Source organism: Pseudoalteromonas sp. SK18 (assembly GCF_001974855.1).
Lineage (GTDB): Bacteria > Pseudomonadota > Gammaproteobacteria > Enterobacterales > Alteromonadaceae > Pseudoalteromonas.
Window position 1 is genome coordinate 38,352 of record NZ_MTQB01000019.1, and the last position, 17,448, is coordinate 55,799.

At 39.6% G+C, this 17,448-nt stretch carries 16 protein-coding genes; 8 read left to right on the top strand and 8 right to left on the bottom strand.

All coding sequences use genetic code 11. The features are described 5' to 3' along the window. The first annotated feature begins 60 nt into the window (after positions 1-60). From BW139_RS13620 to BW139_RS13630, 3 genes are read left to right on the top strand one after another with little or no spacing between them, the layout of a single operon-like run. Complete coding sequence (locus BW139_RS13620) at positions 61-1,308, top strand: exonuclease SbcCD subunit D C-terminal domain-containing protein (RefSeq protein ID WP_076920027.1); 1,248 nt, start codon at positions 61-63, stop codon at positions 1,306-1,308. Continuing rightward, positions 1,305-4,955 (top strand): SbcC/MukB-like Walker B domain-containing protein, encoded by a 3,651-nt coding sequence (locus BW139_RS13625; RefSeq protein WP_076920028.1) that lies wholly within the window; start codon positions 1,305-1,307, stop codon positions 4,953-4,955. Before BW139_RS13620 ends, BW139_RS13625 begins: the two co-directional genes overlap by 4 nt. Positions 4,956-4,964: 9 nt before the next feature. Next, positions 4,965-5,621, top strand: a complete 657-nt coding sequence (locus BW139_RS13630) for a class I SAM-dependent methyltransferase (protein WP_076920029.1) — start codon at positions 4,965-4,967, stop codon at positions 5,619-5,621. Between the two features lie 100 nt (positions 5,622-5,721). Here BW139_RS13630 and BW139_RS13635 read toward each other — a convergent pair whose 3' ends face one another. Beyond that, entirely contained in the window at positions 5,722-5,931 is a 210-nt protein-coding gene (locus tag BW139_RS13635; protein ID WP_008110773.1) for a cold-shock protein, read from the bottom strand. Positions 5,932-6,209: 278 nt separating this feature from the next. After that, entirely contained in the window at positions 6,210-6,662 is a 453-nt protein-coding gene (locus tag BW139_RS13640) for an Lrp/AsnC family transcriptional regulator (protein WP_008110775.1), read from the bottom strand. A 104-nt stretch (positions 6,663-6,766) separates the two neighbouring features. Here BW139_RS13640 and BW139_RS13645 point away from each other — a divergent pair, with 104 nt between their 5' ends. After that, complete coding sequence (locus BW139_RS13645; protein ID WP_076920030.1) at positions 6,767-7,408, top strand: LysE family translocator; 642 nt, start codon at positions 6,767-6,769, stop codon at positions 7,406-7,408. Between the two features lie 18 nt (positions 7,409-7,426). On the opposite strand, the gene BW139_RS13650 is transcribed toward BW139_RS13645, so the two are convergent. Continuing rightward, a complete protein-coding gene (locus BW139_RS13650; protein WP_076920031.1) occupies positions 7,427-7,957 on the bottom strand; it encodes a DUF6942 family protein in 531 nt (176 codons plus the stop codon). A gap of 1 nt (position 7,958) precedes the next feature. After that, positions 7,959-8,414: a YaiI/YqxD family protein gene (locus BW139_RS13655; protein ID WP_008110780.1), complete on the bottom strand. Its 456-nt coding sequence runs from the start codon at positions 8,412-8,414 to the stop codon at positions 7,959-7,961. A 68-nt stretch (positions 8,415-8,482) separates the two neighbouring features. Here BW139_RS13655 and BW139_RS13660 point away from each other — a divergent pair, with 68 nt between their 5' ends. Next, entirely contained in the window at positions 8,483-9,016 is a 534-nt protein-coding gene (locus BW139_RS13660) for a lipocalin family protein (protein WP_076920032.1), read from the top strand. Positions 9,017-9,222: 206 nt separating this feature from the next. Here the strand turns inward: BW139_RS13660 and BW139_RS13665 are convergent, their stop codons facing one another. From BW139_RS13665 to BW139_RS13675, 3 genes are read right to left on the bottom strand one after another with little or no spacing between them, the layout of a single operon-like run. After that, the gene (locus BW139_RS13665) at positions 9,223-9,564 is read right to left on the bottom strand and encodes a DUF3325 family protein (RefSeq protein WP_076920033.1); all 342 of its coding nucleotides are present in this window, start codon (positions 9,562-9,564) and stop codon (positions 9,223-9,225) included. Beyond that, positions 9,561-11,150, bottom strand: coding sequence for a PepSY domain-containing protein (locus BW139_RS13670; protein ID WP_076920034.1), 1,590 nt, complete (start codon positions 11,148-11,150; stop codon positions 9,561-9,563). Before BW139_RS13670 ends, BW139_RS13665 begins: the two co-directional genes overlap by 4 nt. After that, a complete protein-coding gene (locus BW139_RS13675) occupies positions 11,147-11,491 on the bottom strand; it encodes a hypothetical protein (RefSeq protein ID WP_076920035.1) in 345 nt (114 codons plus the stop codon). Before BW139_RS13675 ends, BW139_RS13670 begins: the two co-directional genes overlap by 4 nt. 958 nt (positions 11,492-12,449) lie before the next feature. Here BW139_RS13675 and BW139_RS13680 point away from each other — a divergent pair. The 3 genes from BW139_RS13680 to BW139_RS13690 all read left to right on the top strand — a co-directional run bounded on the left by BW139_RS13680 (position 12,450) and on the right by BW139_RS13690 (position 17,071). Next, on the top strand, positions 12,450-12,959 hold the full coding sequence (locus BW139_RS13680) for a hypothetical protein (protein ID WP_076920036.1): 510 nt from the start codon (positions 12,450-12,452) through the stop codon (positions 12,957-12,959). Between the two features lie 131 nt (positions 12,960-13,090). After that, positions 13,091-13,858, top strand: a complete 768-nt coding sequence (locus BW139_RS13685) for a molecular chaperone (RefSeq protein WP_254844974.1) — start codon at positions 13,091-13,093, stop codon at positions 13,856-13,858. A gap of 3 nt (positions 13,859-13,861) precedes the next feature. Then, a complete protein-coding gene (locus BW139_RS13690; RefSeq protein WP_076920038.1) occupies positions 13,862-17,071 on the top strand; it encodes an SPOR domain-containing protein in 3,210 nt (1,069 codons plus the stop codon). Here the strand turns inward: BW139_RS13690 and BW139_RS13695 are convergent. Continuing rightward, positions 17,058-17,387 carry a hypothetical protein gene (locus BW139_RS13695; protein ID WP_076920039.1) on the bottom strand — a complete coding sequence of 110 codons (330 nt, stop codon included), beginning with the start codon at positions 17,385-17,387 and terminating at the stop codon, positions 17,058-17,060. The two genes, BW139_RS13690 and BW139_RS13695, sit on opposite strands and share 14 nt — an antisense overlap. Positions 17,388-17,448 lie beyond the last annotated feature (61 nt).

Consider the following 17,448-nt stretch of genomic DNA (forward strand, 5'->3'; position numbering starts at 1 on the left):
ACTTGCATCTTTAATTGCCTTGGGTATATTGGCGCTCTTATGGTTTTTTAAGAGCGCAAAATGAAAGTTCTTCACACTTCAGACTGGCACTTAGGTCAGCAATTTTATGAACATGATCGCCGTCATGAACACCATGCTTTTTTCTCTTGGTTATTAACCACCCTCGTTAGCCAACAAATCGACTTATTACTGGTCGCTGGCGATATTTATCACACTGCCACCCCCAGCGCTAGTGCAGAAAACCAACTCTATCAATTTATAAAGAATGCCAAAGCACAGTGCCCAGAATTACACGTGGTCATAATTGCCGGCAATCATGACTCCGCTAATCGTATTTTGGCCGCACAGCCCTTATTAGCTCAGTTTGATACCCATGTTGTAGGCCGCTTTGATCCCGCCAACCCCAATGACGTGGTAATAACAATTAATAACAACGACAAACACGCTGTGGTACTCGCTATGCCGTTTTTACGCACCAGCGACGTAAGTGCACTAAGCCAGAGTGAAGAGGGCCCTAGTTACCCACAAGGCGTTGCTAAAGCTTATCAACTGGCACTTGAACATGCGTTAACGCTTAACGCTGAAAATACCCCTTTAATTGTTATGGGTCACTTGCATGCCAAGGGTGGAAATATTTCTGGTGACTCTGAGCGTAACTTAGTTATTGGCGGTGAAGAAGCCATTTCAGCGTCAGTATTTGGTAAGCATGCCAATTACGTAGCGCTAGGGCATTTACACAAAGCGCAGTTAGTGGCTAAAAATGAGCACATTCGCTACAGCGGTACACCTATTCCAATGTCGTTTTCAGAAAGGAAATATACCCATCAAGTCAATGTGGTTGAGTTTAACGTACAAAAAGACCAACCGCTAAGCACCACTGTAAACCCCCTTTACATTCCTAGGCTCGCTGAAGTAATTGTATTACCCGAGGGGGAGTGCGTCCCTTTAGCCAAGCTATGCGAGCAAATAAAAGCACTCGATACACAACAATACGAAATAGCGCCATACGTACGAGTAAAGCTAAAATCCAGTGATATCGATACCACTTTTCGTGAACAAATTGAACAAGCACTAAAAGACAAGCAGGTTAACTTTTGTGGTATAGAGCGAGTACGCGATCAGCAAGTGAATAATTCCTCAGAAACGGTATTTGAGGATTTAAGCTTTGTAGAAATGCTCAACCCAATTAATTTGCTAGAACAAGCCTTTAATAACGACAAAGATATGGCCGGAGAAACCGTACCCAGTGAATTAAAAGCGCTATTAACCGACGTTATTGATGAACTTGAACAGGAGCAGCTACTATGAAAATAACCGCCGTACGTATTCATAACTTAGCCTCCATTGCTGATGCCGAAATCGACTTTTTAGCATCACCACTCAAAGACGCAGGTTTATTTGCTATTACAGGTGACACTGGCGCAGGAAAAAGCACCGTACTTGATGCCATTTGTTTAGCGCTTTATACGAAAACTGCCCGTTTAAAAGGCGATAAAGGCAACCTAATTGATTTTAACGGCGATAACATAAAGCTTAACGATGCCCGTAATTTATTGCGCCGTGGAAAATGGGAAGGCTATGCGGAAGTAGACTTTAGCGGCCAAGATCAACAACTTTATAGAGCACGCTACAGCATTCAACGAACGCATAAAAAAGTAACCGGCAAACTAAAAGTAGCCGAGCATACTTTGCATAGCTTACCTGATGAAACCTTAATCGCCGACAAAAGCACCACCATAAAAGCCATTGAAAATAAAATAGGCCTCACTTTTGAGCAGTTCTCCCGTGCAGTGCTACTAGCACAACACGAGTTTGCCGCATTTTTAAAAGCCACTGGCGATGAACGCGCACAACTTTTAGAGTGCCTTACAGGCACCGATAAATTTAGTCGAATAGGCCAGCGTATATTTGAGCGTAATAAAGCAGTAAAAGATAAATTTGAATTACTAACAGCCAGCTTAGCCAGTTACACGTTATTGTCTGATGAAGAACTCAGTGAGAAAAAACACACTCTTGATGAACTTAAAAAACAAACTGAACACACAAAAACAACGTTGGCCAACACAGAGCAAGGTGTTAACTGGTACAAGCAAGCACACAGTTTAGAGCAAGCATTAACAGCGGCCCAACAAAACGAGCAACAAGCAAGTGATGCACTTGATGCGGTTAAAGTGCAAACTGAGCAAGCCAAACAAGCACAAAGTGCGCTTGAAATTAAAGATAATCGCCAGCGTTTTAAAAGCTTAACGGTGCAAAACAGCCAGTTAAATTCACAAATTAAAGAATTAAACGCGCTAGATCATGCCGCGCTTATTAACGAGCAAGCAAGTAAGGTTAAAAAACAACAAAGCGAATTAGCAACAGCAAAACAACAACAACAAACGGCTGAGCCACTGATTACAAAGGCACGTGAACTCGACAGTCAATTAGCTATTTTTACGCAAAGCATTACAAGCCTGACACAACAAAAAACTAAAGAGCAGCAGCAATTAAGCGAGTTACAACAGCAGTTACAACAAAATAATCTCAGTGTGGAGCAGGCAACAACACAAAGCGCCCACCATAAGAAATGGTTACAAGAGAACAATCAACTTAAGCCATTGGCCACTGATTGGAACTATTTTAATCACAGCTTTAAGCAGTTTTTTAATACTACAACGCAATTAAAAACACTCGAGCAACAAAAGCAAGCAACTACTTTGCAGCTAAGCACACTCGCTACCAAGCTTAATGAGCAAAATAAACAGCTTGAACATGCAGAGCAAGTGCTAAGCACTGAAAAACAAAACCTAAATAAACTCACCCAACAGCAAGAGCAATTTAGTATTGAGCAGTGCGATAATCAGCTTAAAAACATCGATTATTTAAAAGAGCAGCGAGCGCGTTATAAGCAATTTAATCAAGAGCTAAAGCACACTGCACAGCAACAAAGCAATGTGGCAGAAAAGCTAACTCAGAGTGAGCAAACTAACAATACATTGCTCGCGCAATTAAGCAGTAAAGAGCAAGCGCTGAAACACGCCGAACAATCGCTTAATCAAGCACGCTTGCGCGCGAGTGAACATGTTGAACACTTACGCGCACAACTCCTGCCTAATGAGGCATGTGCGGTTTGTGGAGCCACTGAGCATCCTTTTGCAAACAATCAAAGCCAACCTTTTAATAACTTAATAACCGACTTTGAAAATACTTATACTGGCGCTAAACAACAGCACTTAGATGCACAAACCCAGCTACATCAACATCAAACACAGCATGCGGTTTTAGTCGCAGAGCATAAGCAGCATAGCCAAGCGATTGCTGATGCCCAAGCCAAAATGTTAGACATTAAAAATACCATGCAAGCGGCTAAAACAGATCTTAATGACTTGAGCGTTGAGCAACTTGATGACACCCATAAACAATTAAGCGTGCAAAAAACGCAGTACTTTGCTGCGCAAAAACAAAAAGATCAGTTACAAGAAGCGGTTAACCAACTGCAAAACACGGTTAAAAAAGAACAGACTGCGCAGCAACAATTAAATACCCAGCATGTTGAACTGAACAATCAGCTCACCATGCTTAATAATAAGCACCAGGAATTGCACAGCCAACGCGAAGCACTTATAAGTGAGCTGAATTCTCACTTTGAAAACAGTCAATTTTGGCAAGCATTACAAACCGGCGCGTTAACGCTAAGCGAGTTAGGTGAGCAAGTAGAGCAGTATCAACATCAGCAACTACAACTTGAACACACTCAAAAGCAATTAGACAGCGCCAATTTACAGCTGCAGCAGCTAACCCCGCTTATGACCAAAGCTGAGCAGCAAGTTAGCAAGCTCAACGACGATTTAACTCAGGAACAGCAGCAACACAATAATACTCAGCAACAGCGCTTAGCGTTATTTGATAACCAAACGATAAGCGCTGATGACTATCAGGCTCAGCTGAATAGGCAAGTAGAGCAGTGTCAGGGTGAATTAAATCAGAGTCAACGGGCACACGATAGCGCCATAAAACAGCGCGATGAGCAGGCTATTACACTTAAAAACCTTGAGCAGCGCTTCGCCGATAACAGCCAGGAGCTAACCACACTTGAAATACGCTATAATGCTTGGTTTGAAGAATTTAGCGCGCTGTATGCTGATATAAGCCATCAGCAAATCGAGGTGCTACTGGCCATAAGTAATGACGATATTAAAGAGCAGCTAAAGCATAGCGAGCAGTTATCTCAAGCATTAGTTGATGCCCGAGCCGCGCTAAAACAACAGCAACAAGCCAATGAGCAGCATCAGCAAAATAATAAGCCAGCACACAGCGAAGCACAGTTAATTGAGCAACAAACTCAATTAACTGTGCAGCAAACACAATTACACAATAACTTACTTACGATTAATACCGCCATCGAGCAGCACAACCAAAATGCAAAAGCCCTCGAGGGCAAGCAGGCTGAGCTAAGTAAACTTAAACAACAAGTAGAGCAATGGCATTTACTTAATAAAGTGCTCGGTGATGCAACCGGCAAAACAATGCGTAATTTAGCGCAAACACAAACACTCAAAATATTGCTACATTATGCTAATAGCCATTTAAAAACGCTGAATAAGCGTTACGAACTCACAGCAATAGCTGACTCACTTGATATAGCGATTATTGATCGCGATATGGCCGATGAACAGCGTTCGGTAAATACACTTTCTGGGGGAGAGTCGTTCTTAGTGTCGTTGGCACTTGCATTAGGGCTGGCCTCTCTATCCTCAAACAAAGTACAAATCAACTCGTTATTTGTTGACGAAGGCTTTGGTACACTAGATAGTGAAACACTTAGCATTGCAATGGACGCGCTAGATTCATTACAAGCACAAGGTAGAAAGGTCGGTGTGATTTCACATGTAAGTGAAATGAGCGAACGCGTTGCAACGCAAATTCATGTCGCTAAAAAACCGGGTGGATACTCCACCATAAACGTAATTTAAGGAAATAGTATGCCCACTTTTACAGGCGAAGAAGCACACGAGTATGATAACCGTATTACCCGTTTAGTCCCAGGTTACGAGCTATTACATCAACTAACCAATGCACAGCTAAGCGCAACGTTAACTGATAACGCCCATATTTTAGTGGTAGGCGCGGGCACAGGTAAAGAAATCGCAGCATTGGCGAATATTAATTCTACTTGGCAGTTTACCGCTCAAGATACATCGGCCGACATGTTAGCCATTGCTAAGCAACGCTTTGTAGAGCAAGGTATTGACTCACGAGTCAGCATTGAGTGCCAACCAGTAGATAAATTAAAAGTTAAAGCCGACGCGGTATTATGTTTATTGGTGATGCATTTTGTTGAAGATAACGGCGATAAAAAGCAGTTATTAAAGGGGATTAAAAACAATCTTAAAAAATCCGCACCGGTATTTATTGCTGACTTAATGCGCCCAGAAACCCCATTTGAAAGAGAAGCGCAACTTAATACGTGCCAAGAGCTTGGGCTAAGCGATGCAGGCAAAACGCAAATGGCACATAACTTAGAGCGTGAGTTTTACCCGCTTGATCGCATGCGCTTTAGTGAGTTACTCAACGAGTGTGGCTTTGGCATTCCAAAACTATACTTTAAAGCACTTGGCTTTAGTGGGTACGTGGTATAAATTTTTTGCAAAAAAAAAGCTAATATCGTATTGATATTAGCTTTATCGCTTAACGTTAGTTTAGCGTGGTGAGTGCGCTTTAAAGCCCACTCCCTTTAAATTAGATGCAAACGATGTTTTCAGCTTGCGGGCCTTTTTGACCTTGAGTTACGCTGAACTGTACTTTTTGGCCTTCAGCTAAAGTTTTGAAACCGTCGCCTGAGATTGCGCTGAAATGTGCGAAAACGTCTGGGCCAGACTCTTGCTCAATAAAACCAAAACCTTTAGCTTCGTTGAAAAATTTTACAGTACCAGTAGTTGTATTAGACATAATAATATCCTAAAAAAATAAATAAAAAATTGCCCTAAAATAGGCGTTTAACAGGAAGAAAACAAACATTTAACTTGAGGATATCGCGAAGGATTATTACTAATAACAACGTGGTACTTACAAATAAACTGGGCTTTCTATCAACCCGATGGCGAGCAGAATAACAGTAATACAGTTTATAACAAGCTTTATTTACACTTTATTTTTATAAATAACTGCAAAGCCACTCGCCACAGGCTTTGCAGCGTCATCGTCGCGATTTTTAATTCGGTAATCATTTAAAAATGCAAATTACGCGCTCTTACAATATCTTTCATCACAATGGTTGAGGTTAAACGTTGTACACCTGGTAAGGCTGATAGCTTGTCATCATAAAGTTGCTGAAACGCAGCTAAATCTTTAGTAACGACGTGTAATAAGTAATCTGGGGTACCAAATAAACGTTGCGCATTGGTGATCTGAGGAATAGCATCCACCGCTTGCTCTAATTTGCTTAACGACGCTTTATCACCCTCTTTGATAGTAATAAATACGAGTGCAGAAAAGTTTAAACCCACTTTCTCCGGTGAAATCTCGGTGCGGTAACCGACAATTGCTTTGCTTTTTTCAAGCTCTTTGACACGACGATGACAGGGCGAGACACTCAGCCCAACACGATCAGCAAGCTCTGACAGGGTGAGCCTGCCATCAACTTGCAACTGCGCAAGAATTTTCCTATCTATGGTATCCATAGCTAATTATTTCCTAAAATGAACGCTAATACCGGTAAAATACAGTAACTTTTACTCATCAGAAAGAAATAAAATAGCTACTCACTTATTTTGGGTTATAGCGCATGGATATTAATATTATTTTTTCTTTTTGGCTGGTGTCAATTTTGTTTGTACTCACCCCGGGAGCTGATTGGGCTTATACAATTAGCGCAGGAATAGCGGGCGACAAAATTGTTCCTGCAGTATCGGGGTTAATACTTGGGCATTTAGTGGCCAGTTTAATAGTGGTGGTAGGGTTAGGTGCGCTATTAGCGTCGCATGCCATCTTTATAAAGCTGTTAACCTTGTTTGGCGCTTTGTACATAATTTGGATTGCCGTATCACTGTACCGATTTCCTCCTATGCCTGCAGCTTATGTCAGTGGCCAGCAACACACTTCAGATACGCATCTAAAGTGGATGAGAAAGGGTTTTATTATTAGTGGTTTGAACCCTAAAGTAATGCTGTTATTTTTAGCCTTGTTACCACAGTTTGTATTGCCAACTTTATCGTTTTCTATCACTGAACAATTGCTGGTACTGAGTGTAATTCATTTAGTGGGCTGTGCGTTAGTGTATTGGTTAATAGGAATAAGCGCCAAAAAAATCCTCAGTAATAATCCCGCATTGTCGCTCAAATTTGGACGTGCATCGGCATGTGTGCTGTTTATTTTAGGCTCGCTAATGCTAGTTGATAGCGCACAAAAACTCACTCACATTGTGTAAAACAAAAGAGAGCGTGGCTTATGTTAACTGAGCCACTAACTCACTCAAACGGGCAATTTTAATATTACTTAACTGCCTGTAATCAAAATAGGGGCACACAATAATATTCTGGCTTTTATCTATAGCAAACTCATCATCAAGCCAATCAAGTTGGGCTTTTAATTTACCTTGTTGTATCAAGTTTTTAGCGTGAGTTCTGCCCGCAATAATGTGCAACTGGTTTTTATGCTTAGTGAGCACCGGCGCACTAAAGAGTAATGCAGTCCCGCTATGCTGCTGTAACAACAGCTCATCTCGATATGCTTGCCAGCTCACTGCTTGTTTAGCAAATGAGTAATACTCGCTTGGCAGCGCAAATAACACTTTGGCGTACACATTAAAGACTTTTCGCCAGCCATTGCCACAGTGCTGATTTATACTGTTTATTTGCCCACTAACCACAGGCTCTAACTGCTCTAGTGTTTCAAAGTAGGGTATAGGGGGCGCTTTTGCGACATACACAACAACTCTAAATGAATCATCACCTAACCCTATTAACTGGCTGCTCACCTTAACTACTCTTATTTTGCGCTAAGATACGGTCAAGATTATTAGCAAAGTTTTGTCTGTCACTTTGGCTTAACGGAGGCGGCCCGCCACTCATTTCTACGCCGCTTGAGCGCATAGTATCCATAAAGTCGCGTACATTTAGTAAGGAGCGAATGTTTTCAGTGGTGTAAAGCTCACCTCGCGGATTAAGCGCTTGGCCGCCGTTATCAATCACTTCACTTGCCAGCGGAATATCCCCAGTGATCACCAAATCGCCTTTTTCAATGCGTTTTACTATTTCATCATCAGCTACATCAAAGCCCGATGACACTTGCAGTCGGCTAATAAATTTTGATGGTGGAATGCGCATGGCATGATTTGCAACCAGTATTGTTTCTGTTTGCGTACGCTCTGCAGCTCTAAATAAAATTTCTTTTATTACCACCGGACAAGCGTCAGCATCAACCCAAATTTTCATGCTAAGTTCTTTAAATTGCTTTAGTATTAAAGCGATCCTATAGCAATTTCTAAAGAAAAGGAAACAACATGAAACTCGCTTTTAAAGCTGCATTATTTATTACCATCGTGTTTTTACTCAGTGCCTGTACCAGCGCCCCTGAAGGAATAACCCCAGTTAAAAACTTTGATTTAGAAAAATATCAAGGCAAGTGGTATGAAATAGCTCGATTAGACCATTCATTTGAACAAGGGATGGAACAAGTAACAGCCACCTACTCAATTAACGATGATGGAACGGTGAAGGTATTAAACAAAGGGTTTATTAGTAAAGATCAGCAGTGGGACGAAGCCGAAGGCTTAGCTAAATTTGTAGAAAACACCGATACAGGGCATTTTAAAGTGTCATTTTTTGGGCCGTTTTATGGTGCCTATATTATTTTTGAGCTCGACCAACCTGATTATCAATATGCCTTTATTACCAGTTATAGCAAAGATTACTTATGGCTTTTATCGCGCACCCCAACAGTAAGTGAAGAGCTTAAGCAGCACTTTTTAAGCCAAGTAAAAGCGCTTGGTTTTGCAACTGATGAGATTATTTGGGTAAATCAAAAACCGCTGTAAAGGGGGTTTACACGCCCCTAGGTTGTAATAAAACGTTCACCTTATTGTAAGGTAAACTAAATAAAGTAGGACTATATTAGCCTCACTTGCAAAGAGACAGGCAGGTGAAGACATAATGACAATCCCCCTTTATTATTGGCAAGCCTTATGGCTTGCCATTTTTTTAGCTCAATTTTAGCTATTGTTTGAGATCAGGTTTTTACTAACTAAAGCCCATTTAAACCAAAAAATAACGTACTCATGGCCAATATTACTAATATGAGTAAATTAAAAAGCTTAGTTAACCTCACCAAAAAACTATAAAAAGTCATTACAATTAAAGCACTTAACGTCATATAGCCACAAAACTGCAAACCACCATAACCTTGTAATTCGTTAACACATAACAGCAAACTTAGTAAAATACTGATCCAAGCAACACCCAATAAAACCAAACGCTGCTGTTGAGTAGGGCGCTTATTAAAAACATCCTTAAAATGATTATATTTAGCTAGCGCAAAGCAGTTAAAAGCAATTAAACATAAACTAAATGGCAGCAAGGTAATCATATTTTTTGCTCCTGAGTACTTATATGTAGACGCTTTTTAGTTTGCAGCCCAGTACGTAATTTTTCGGTTTGTAACAAAAACAGTAAACCGAACAGTAAAAACAAACTATCAAACATGAATAAAGCCCACTGATCGTTACGTAAATACTGAATTATATTACCTTCAGTGGTGAGCGCATTAACCACTGGCACACTAAAACAGGCAATACTGTTTATAGCCGCCATAACACACCATTGCAGCTTGTCACGCTTTACAAAGGCAATGATGAACACACATAGCCAAGTTAAAAAGAAAGCGAGTATTTCTTTATCCGCGCGCTCAGCAACCTGTTTACTGAGTAAACGATTAGCCAAAAAGAAAGCCGATGTAGCCAAGGGCAGTCCCATCAATGTTCCTAGATTTAACCCTTCAACTAGCTTTAGCCCCCAAGATGGCTGAGTATTTTTTTTCATTCTTTCGCGTAAGCGCTTAGCCCACATTATGCAGCCTGTCGCTATCATAATGCAGCCAGCAATGCCGCCTAAAAAATATAAACCGCGCAGTAATGGCTCTGCAAAACGCCCAGTGTGCATTGAATTTAAAGACTCATACAGCGCTTTACTGCCGGTGAGTTCATCATCAGTTTGTGCGATGAGTTCACCCGTTACGCCATTGAATATAAGGCGCGGAGTTTGATCACGCAGCGCCTTACCAGGGCTTACCAATACCATAATCGTGGCAGCCGCTTTGTTAGGGTTACTGATCATTACACGGTTTATATCGGCGTTTGGCCACTTAGTATAAACCTGATCCAAAATAGTCTTCACAGGCACAAGTTCAGCTTCGCCCTTTGCTTTATTATTAATGGGGTTACTAGGAGAAAAGTCTTTAAAAAAGCCAGTCATACCTTCTTCATAAACAGTATTAACAGGGTGGGGAAACAGCATAAATATCAGAGTAATAATCCCGGTGTAGGTAATCATTAAATGAAACGGTAAGGCAAATACCGAACTTAAATTATGCACATCTAACCAGCTACGGCTGCCTTTATTAGCTCTAAAAACAAACATATCTTTAAAAATACGTTTGTGAATCACTATCCCTGATATCAGCGCAATAAACATAAACAAGCTAGCAAAACAGACTATCCAACGTGCTGTTTTTACATCAATATAATGTAAGTCAAAATGCAAACGATAAAAGAAATTCCCCCCTCGAGTATCTATAAAAGGCGGTAAAGGTTGCATGGTATTTGGGTCTAAACGACTATTATTAAACGATGCCCTGCGCTGTCCAGGCTCTTTTGGCTTTGCAAAACCATACGTTAAATAAGGTATACGCTCTTCAGGAAGGGTTATCCGCCAATTAGGCGCATTAGGGGCTTGAGCATTTAAATATTCAACGCCGGTTATTATTTGTTGCTTTTGCGCGCCAATATGATCTGCCTGTTGCTCAATATTATGAGCACTCGGTTGGTTCCATAAGCTCACTTCATCTCTAAAAAAGCTAATAGTGCCTGCAAAAAATATTAAATACAGTAACCAACACACGAGTAAACCCACCCATGTATGTAACCAGGTCATTGAACGAAAAAAACTCCCTTTCATAGCCATCCCTTTATTAACGACAACATAAAGAATTGCGCTGCAATACTTAGTAAAATACTGATCCAAACAGTTTTTAACGACTGAATATAAAAACTATAAATAAACACGAGGGCATAAATTAGAATACTCGCAGAGACACTTAAAAGTACCGCATCAACTTTAGAGACCGGCACCACAACACTTAACAGCGACACACTGACGGCAGTAAAAAAATACCCGCCCACAATGGCGATAAAAAAACGCGATAAAACCGCTAATTCATAGTTAAAGCGCTGTATAAAAAAGCTTAACTTAGATAAAACAGGTGGTGGAGAGTCTAAAAGACGGTTGTAGGCCTGCATAAACTGCAAATTCCTTTTAAACATAGCTAAAAAAGATGGCCGTATTATATCGCCAACAAACACAAAAGATAGTAATTCTTATTTGTATTTGGGTAAAATAGATATTTAATTTAGTTAGTTAAATACTGATCTATATAAAGATTAAAAATCAGCTATAAAAACAACACATTTAAGGGAATGCTTTTACTAGATGCGTCGTTGTTATCTACTAAATACATATAACCGCACTAAACACACGTCAGCTATAAAATGAGCAGCCTGCTAATAATTAAAGGGCTTTTAAACTTTAAGTATTCTACAAATAACGCGGGATCAGTATTTTACTAACAAAACATAAAATTCCGCTGAAATAAACCGACTTTTTACTAACTTACTACCTGAGAGAGCGAACAAAGTACCAAAACGTTGAAAAAACAGACAGGAAAAATTAAATTTTATACTTTTTAACCGCTATGTTAGTAAAAATCTGATCTTTAATATCTGTGGTTTAATTAGTACTGACTTTAACTGTGCAAATAACAATAAAGATAAAATGAGAAAATTATGCTTAATAAATAAACATTTCGCATAGATGTTGCAGGTGTGTATTTTAGCGTTTAAGCATAGAGCTCATAGCAAAAAAACTATAGCACTGCCATACAAGGCTTAAATAATGGTTCTGAAAAATAAAAAACAGCTAATAAACATTATTATAGGCTCAAAATCAATTAAGCCACTCTAGCCAAGCCTTAAAATATGCCTAAAGTAAAACTAACATTGGTGTTATTTTTCTTGTTGCAATTTTCTGATCAAAATTAATAGTTTCATACTGCCCACTCCCTAAAAAACAGCAGATATGTTAACAAATCATTTCACTTTAATAACAATTGTGTTTAAATCCGAAACAATGGATTGAGATAACTCTCTAAACTAACTTGCACGGAAGTAAAAAATAATAATTTTTAAAAATGGAAAAACTATGAATAAAAAAATCTTTGCTGCTTCCGCTTTACTAGCAATCTCGTCAACTTCTTTACTTGCATCTAACCAAACATTTCAAGCAAGTGTAAACGGTTGGACTGAGCCTACTTTTGCAGAAGATAGCGCACTCCACTTTGGTAAAATTCGTCTAGCTACCAGCTCAACATGTTCGATGGATAATGCAGGCGTTGTATCGGGTGACTGTGATGCGTCAGATGCAAACATTCAATTAGGTGGAATTACGGTATCTGGTTTAGCACCAAATTCAGCAATGAATATTACTGTATCTGGAAGCACAGGCACCAACTTAACTTTTGCTCCAGTAACAACGGCTACAGATGGAACAACCAGTGTAACAACTGCTGACAATGTTGCGTCTGCTTTCACTACTGATGCAAGTGCAACAGATATTACTGTTAATGTATATGGTGATATGACGGTTGATTCTACACTAACAGCGGGCGCTGCTTACACTGTAGATTACACTGTAGATGTGTCTTTCCAATAAGACTATGAAAGCTGAGGCAATAATAACTTATGAAGTGAGCCTCAGTTTATTTTTTGCGCAATTACGCATTAAAAATAAAATGTGTGGAGCATCGCGCTCCACTTTTTATTATCATGTTGTTGAGTTGTCCCATGATGCTTAAACTTTTTTGTTGGGCTGCCCTTTGCCTAACTCTTTTACTACCTGAAATTTGTAATGCCAACCTTGCGCTGTCTGAATACCGCTTATACTTTGATGGACGTACTAAAAATAATTCACTACTTATCCGCAATACCTCTGATAAAAACCTCGATTTTAAACTTGTTGTTACCCATAAAGATATGACCGAAGAAGGGGCGCTTATAGATGTTACCCCACAACAAGTTGAAGGGCGCTCTGCCAAAAACATGCTACGGTTTTCACCACGTCGCGGCACTATTGCCCCCAAAGGGATGCAAGCTATCAGAATGACCGTTCGCAAAAAAGCCGAGCTTGCTGTTGGCGAATACAGAGCGGTGCTTAAAATTATAGCCTCTGAGTCACAAGACCCCGACATTGAAGGAATAAGCATTAGACCTAAGGTTGCTTACAGCGTGCCTGTTATTGTTCGTCATGGCCAATTAGAAGCTGACTCAGAATTAATAAACCCGCAATTAATTACCCAAAATGGACGTCCAACTTTGACATTTTGGCAAACACTCACAGGGAATCGCTCTGTGTATGGAAATTTTGAATTAGTTGATGAAAATAATTTAATGGTTGGTGAAATAACCAATGTGGCCGTTTATACCCCTTTATCACGTCGCAAGGTATACATCACTTTACAAGCTCCAGTAACTGGGCCTTTGACACTCAATTACAAAGAAAACGAACTCTACGGCGGTAAAATCGAGTTAGCGATCCCCATTAATATCAAATAGCAAATGCTAAACATAAACGCCTTGTGCTGTGGTATAGCGACTCGCTTATTACTTTGTACATTACTGTTAATTGCACCCAAAGCAATCTTCGCAAAACAGTTACCGACTCTTTATCAATGGCCTATTGATGAGGAGTCTTTTGTGATTATAAATGTAAGAGTTAATGGCCGTTCTGTTGTCTCCGACTTAGAAGCTTACTATTCAAAATCAAATAAGTTGCTATTGCCCATAAGCGCCCTAAAATCAACCATGGGAATTAGCTTAAATGTGTCACAAAATACACTGGCTGCTAAAGTTGATTCAAGTGAGCTGGTGCTTAATACTGAGCTTTCCTCAGCTTTAGCCCCTTCAGAAAATGTTTCATTGTGGGCTGTCGATGACTACGACCACTATGTTGATTTATCTGTTATAAATACACTTTTAAATACCGACTCGCGCTTTGATTACTCGCTAATGCAGGTTTCATTTTCGAGTAGCTTGCTTACTCATAATGACAGCGAAGTCATCAACGAGATTACAAAACAAGTTAAATCCAAAGCACTGCAATACGACCACTTTATAGACGACCAATACCAAACGCTAACCTACCCCGTGTCTGAATATTCGCTATCAGCAAGCTATAAATCGTCTAATAATCGTTATCAGGGGCTACTCAGGCTTAATAGCTACTTTGACTTATTTCATCATCGAGCTGAACTACGATTCAACAAAAACGAAAACACCGCTAATACCTTTTTAAAAATAACTAAAGACTTTAACTTAAGTGAACAAGATCACTCACTGGCACGCATTCACTACCAATTGGGAGATATTCAATCTCAGTCAGATCAGCTTATTACTAGCTCAAACCAAGGCCGGGGATTTTATATTTCAAATGCTAACCCGCATTCGGCACAAAATTTTTCAACTATCACCATTGAAGAACCGGCATTACCAGGCTGGCAAGCAGAGCTGCATCGAAATGGCCAATTTATTGCCACGACTCAAGCTAACAACGAAAATTTGGTTCGATTTACCGATGTTGAAACTTTTTATGGCAACAATATCTTTGAAATTAAACTTTTTGGCTCACAGGGCGAGCAAGTTACACGCACTCAAAAATATACAATAGGGCAAGACGCACTATCGCCCGGAAAAATAAGCTATCAGGTGGAGTTTTTAGAAACAGATAAAAGCGTTTTTAATCAATCAAGCAACTCCTCAACAGCGATGAGTAATGCCTTTAAAAGTAATCTCTCTTATGGCATTAGTGAGTTTATTACATATGACGCTCAAATTACTCATTTGCAAACTGACCAGAATAACAGCAGCTACCTATCATCTGGGCTAAACACACTTACAGATCACGGCAGTTACCGTTTTTTAGCCACAAAACAACTCGATGCTGGCTATGCTTATTTTGCCGGTTTTAGAGGCCTACTTTCTAATAAACTTTATAACGATATCAATGTTAATGTTGAATACAGTGCCCTTAATAACTTTTCTAGCGCTTTATTTGTAGCACAAGAGAACTCACTCAAAAATAGGCTGTCACTGAGCCTCAATGGCCGCACTGATTTTTTTAACTCCCTTAACTGGAATATGAGGTGGAACAATGAAGTACGTAAAAATACCAACACTAAAAATCGATTCTCATTAGGCATCAATAAAAGTTATATCGGAGGAACATGGTCAAGCCAACTATTTTATGATGACGATACAAATAACCTAATAAACCGGCTTTATTCTTCAATAGATATTGCCTCTTGGAAATGGACCAACACCTTAGATTGGCAGGCTAATAATGGCGCAGAACTCACTCGTTTGAGAAGTAGTTTACGCTGGCCACAAACACAAAGCACCTTTAATCAAACCCAGCTGACGTATCAGTCTAACTCTGCGGCAAGTACGCTTTTAAATCATCAATATACTTACCGCCATGAGATATTTAATATACAAGTATCAGGGCAAGTTGATAATCAAGGAGATTGGCGCTTATCTTTAGGTTTAAATGGCACATTTAGTTTTGATCATTTAGAAGCAGACTTTAACTTTGACACTCCTCGCTCATTAAATTCTGGGCAAATAGAAGTTAGTTCGTTCATAGATTGGAATGAAAATGAAATCTTTGATCAAGGCGATGAGCCAATTCAAGACGTTAATTTTACTGGCAACTACCTATGGCGAGATAAATACACCAATAATGACGGAAAGGTCTTGCTACCAAGCAGTTACGGTGGCCAGGTTTTAGATGTTAATTTACGCTCGTTGTCTAATCCATACTTGCAGCCCTCTTTAGGGAAAATTAAAACATTGGCTCATAGAGGCGGACAAACCAAAGTAAATATTCCTTTAGTGGTCTACAACGAGGTTGAGGGGACTATTTATCTATCGAGCAATGAAAAGAGTAAACCTATCGCAGGACTCACAGTTGTACTTAAAGAAAAAGACGACGAAAAGCATTATTCAACGGTCACTGAATATGATGGTTATTATTATTTCCCCAATGTTTCTCAAGGAAGTTATATTCTTGAAATAGAAAAAAATGAGCAGCTATCAGAAAACATAACCATAAAAAACCTTCCCGAGCAGGTTATCACTGAAAAAAGCGGCGATACCATAATATTGCAAGACATCATTGTATACACAAATAACGCTAATACCTTAAAACCAACAAAAGCTAAAGCTAACCAAAATACGCCTTATTTTGTGCAATTAGGCGTATTCAAAAAGTTTCAATCGGCACTTATTGTGGCGAATAAAATTGATAAAGCAGCCTATGCTTTGCAGTTATATAAACATGAAAACCGTGATAGCTATTACCTCGTTGCAGGCCCATATAATAATGCAGCTAAAGCACAGCAAACCATTAATGATGTTTATTCAATACCGGCGCTTCATGGCAGCTTTATGGTTGATGCAAGGCGATATGCCTCACCACAGTGGCGAAAAATAGGGGAGTGGGGCGATATGCAAACCCAAAAAACTGAGACTTACTTTTGCCAGTATGGTGCATATACCTCTGAAAAATCAGTTAATAAAAAACTGCTAAGGGAAAATCCATCACTGTTCGTAGCAAAGCAAGCAATAAAAGGTGCAACTCATTATTTGATGCTGTCAGGGCCACATGATGCAAAGCAAACAGCGTGTGATAAGCAAGTGGTTAAACAGATAAAAGGGCTCACCACCGCGATAAAAAAACCTTGGCACAGCATTTTTGCTATAAATCAGTAGTAAAGTACTGCACCTGTGTTTTGCCATCACTGTTTAATTGCGACTCACATTTTATTTCACAACGCGCTCCCGCGGATTCGGCAACCCAAATCGATTGCGCGCTCTTTTTAATATAACACGCAGAATACAGAGCATCTTCTTTTTGCGCAGCAACAACAAAACAGCGTTGAAAATTACCCAAAGCTAACACTTTAATTGGATAAACTTGTTCTTGTGCAATTACACCAGCACTAAACGTTTGAGATGATTTGGCATAAACAGCATACGAAATAGCGAGCATACATACCAAAGACATTAAAATAGATATTTGTTTCATATAATTAAAGCGAATTAAAAAACAATGTAGTAAGTGTAGGATAAATTAATTTTTATGTATT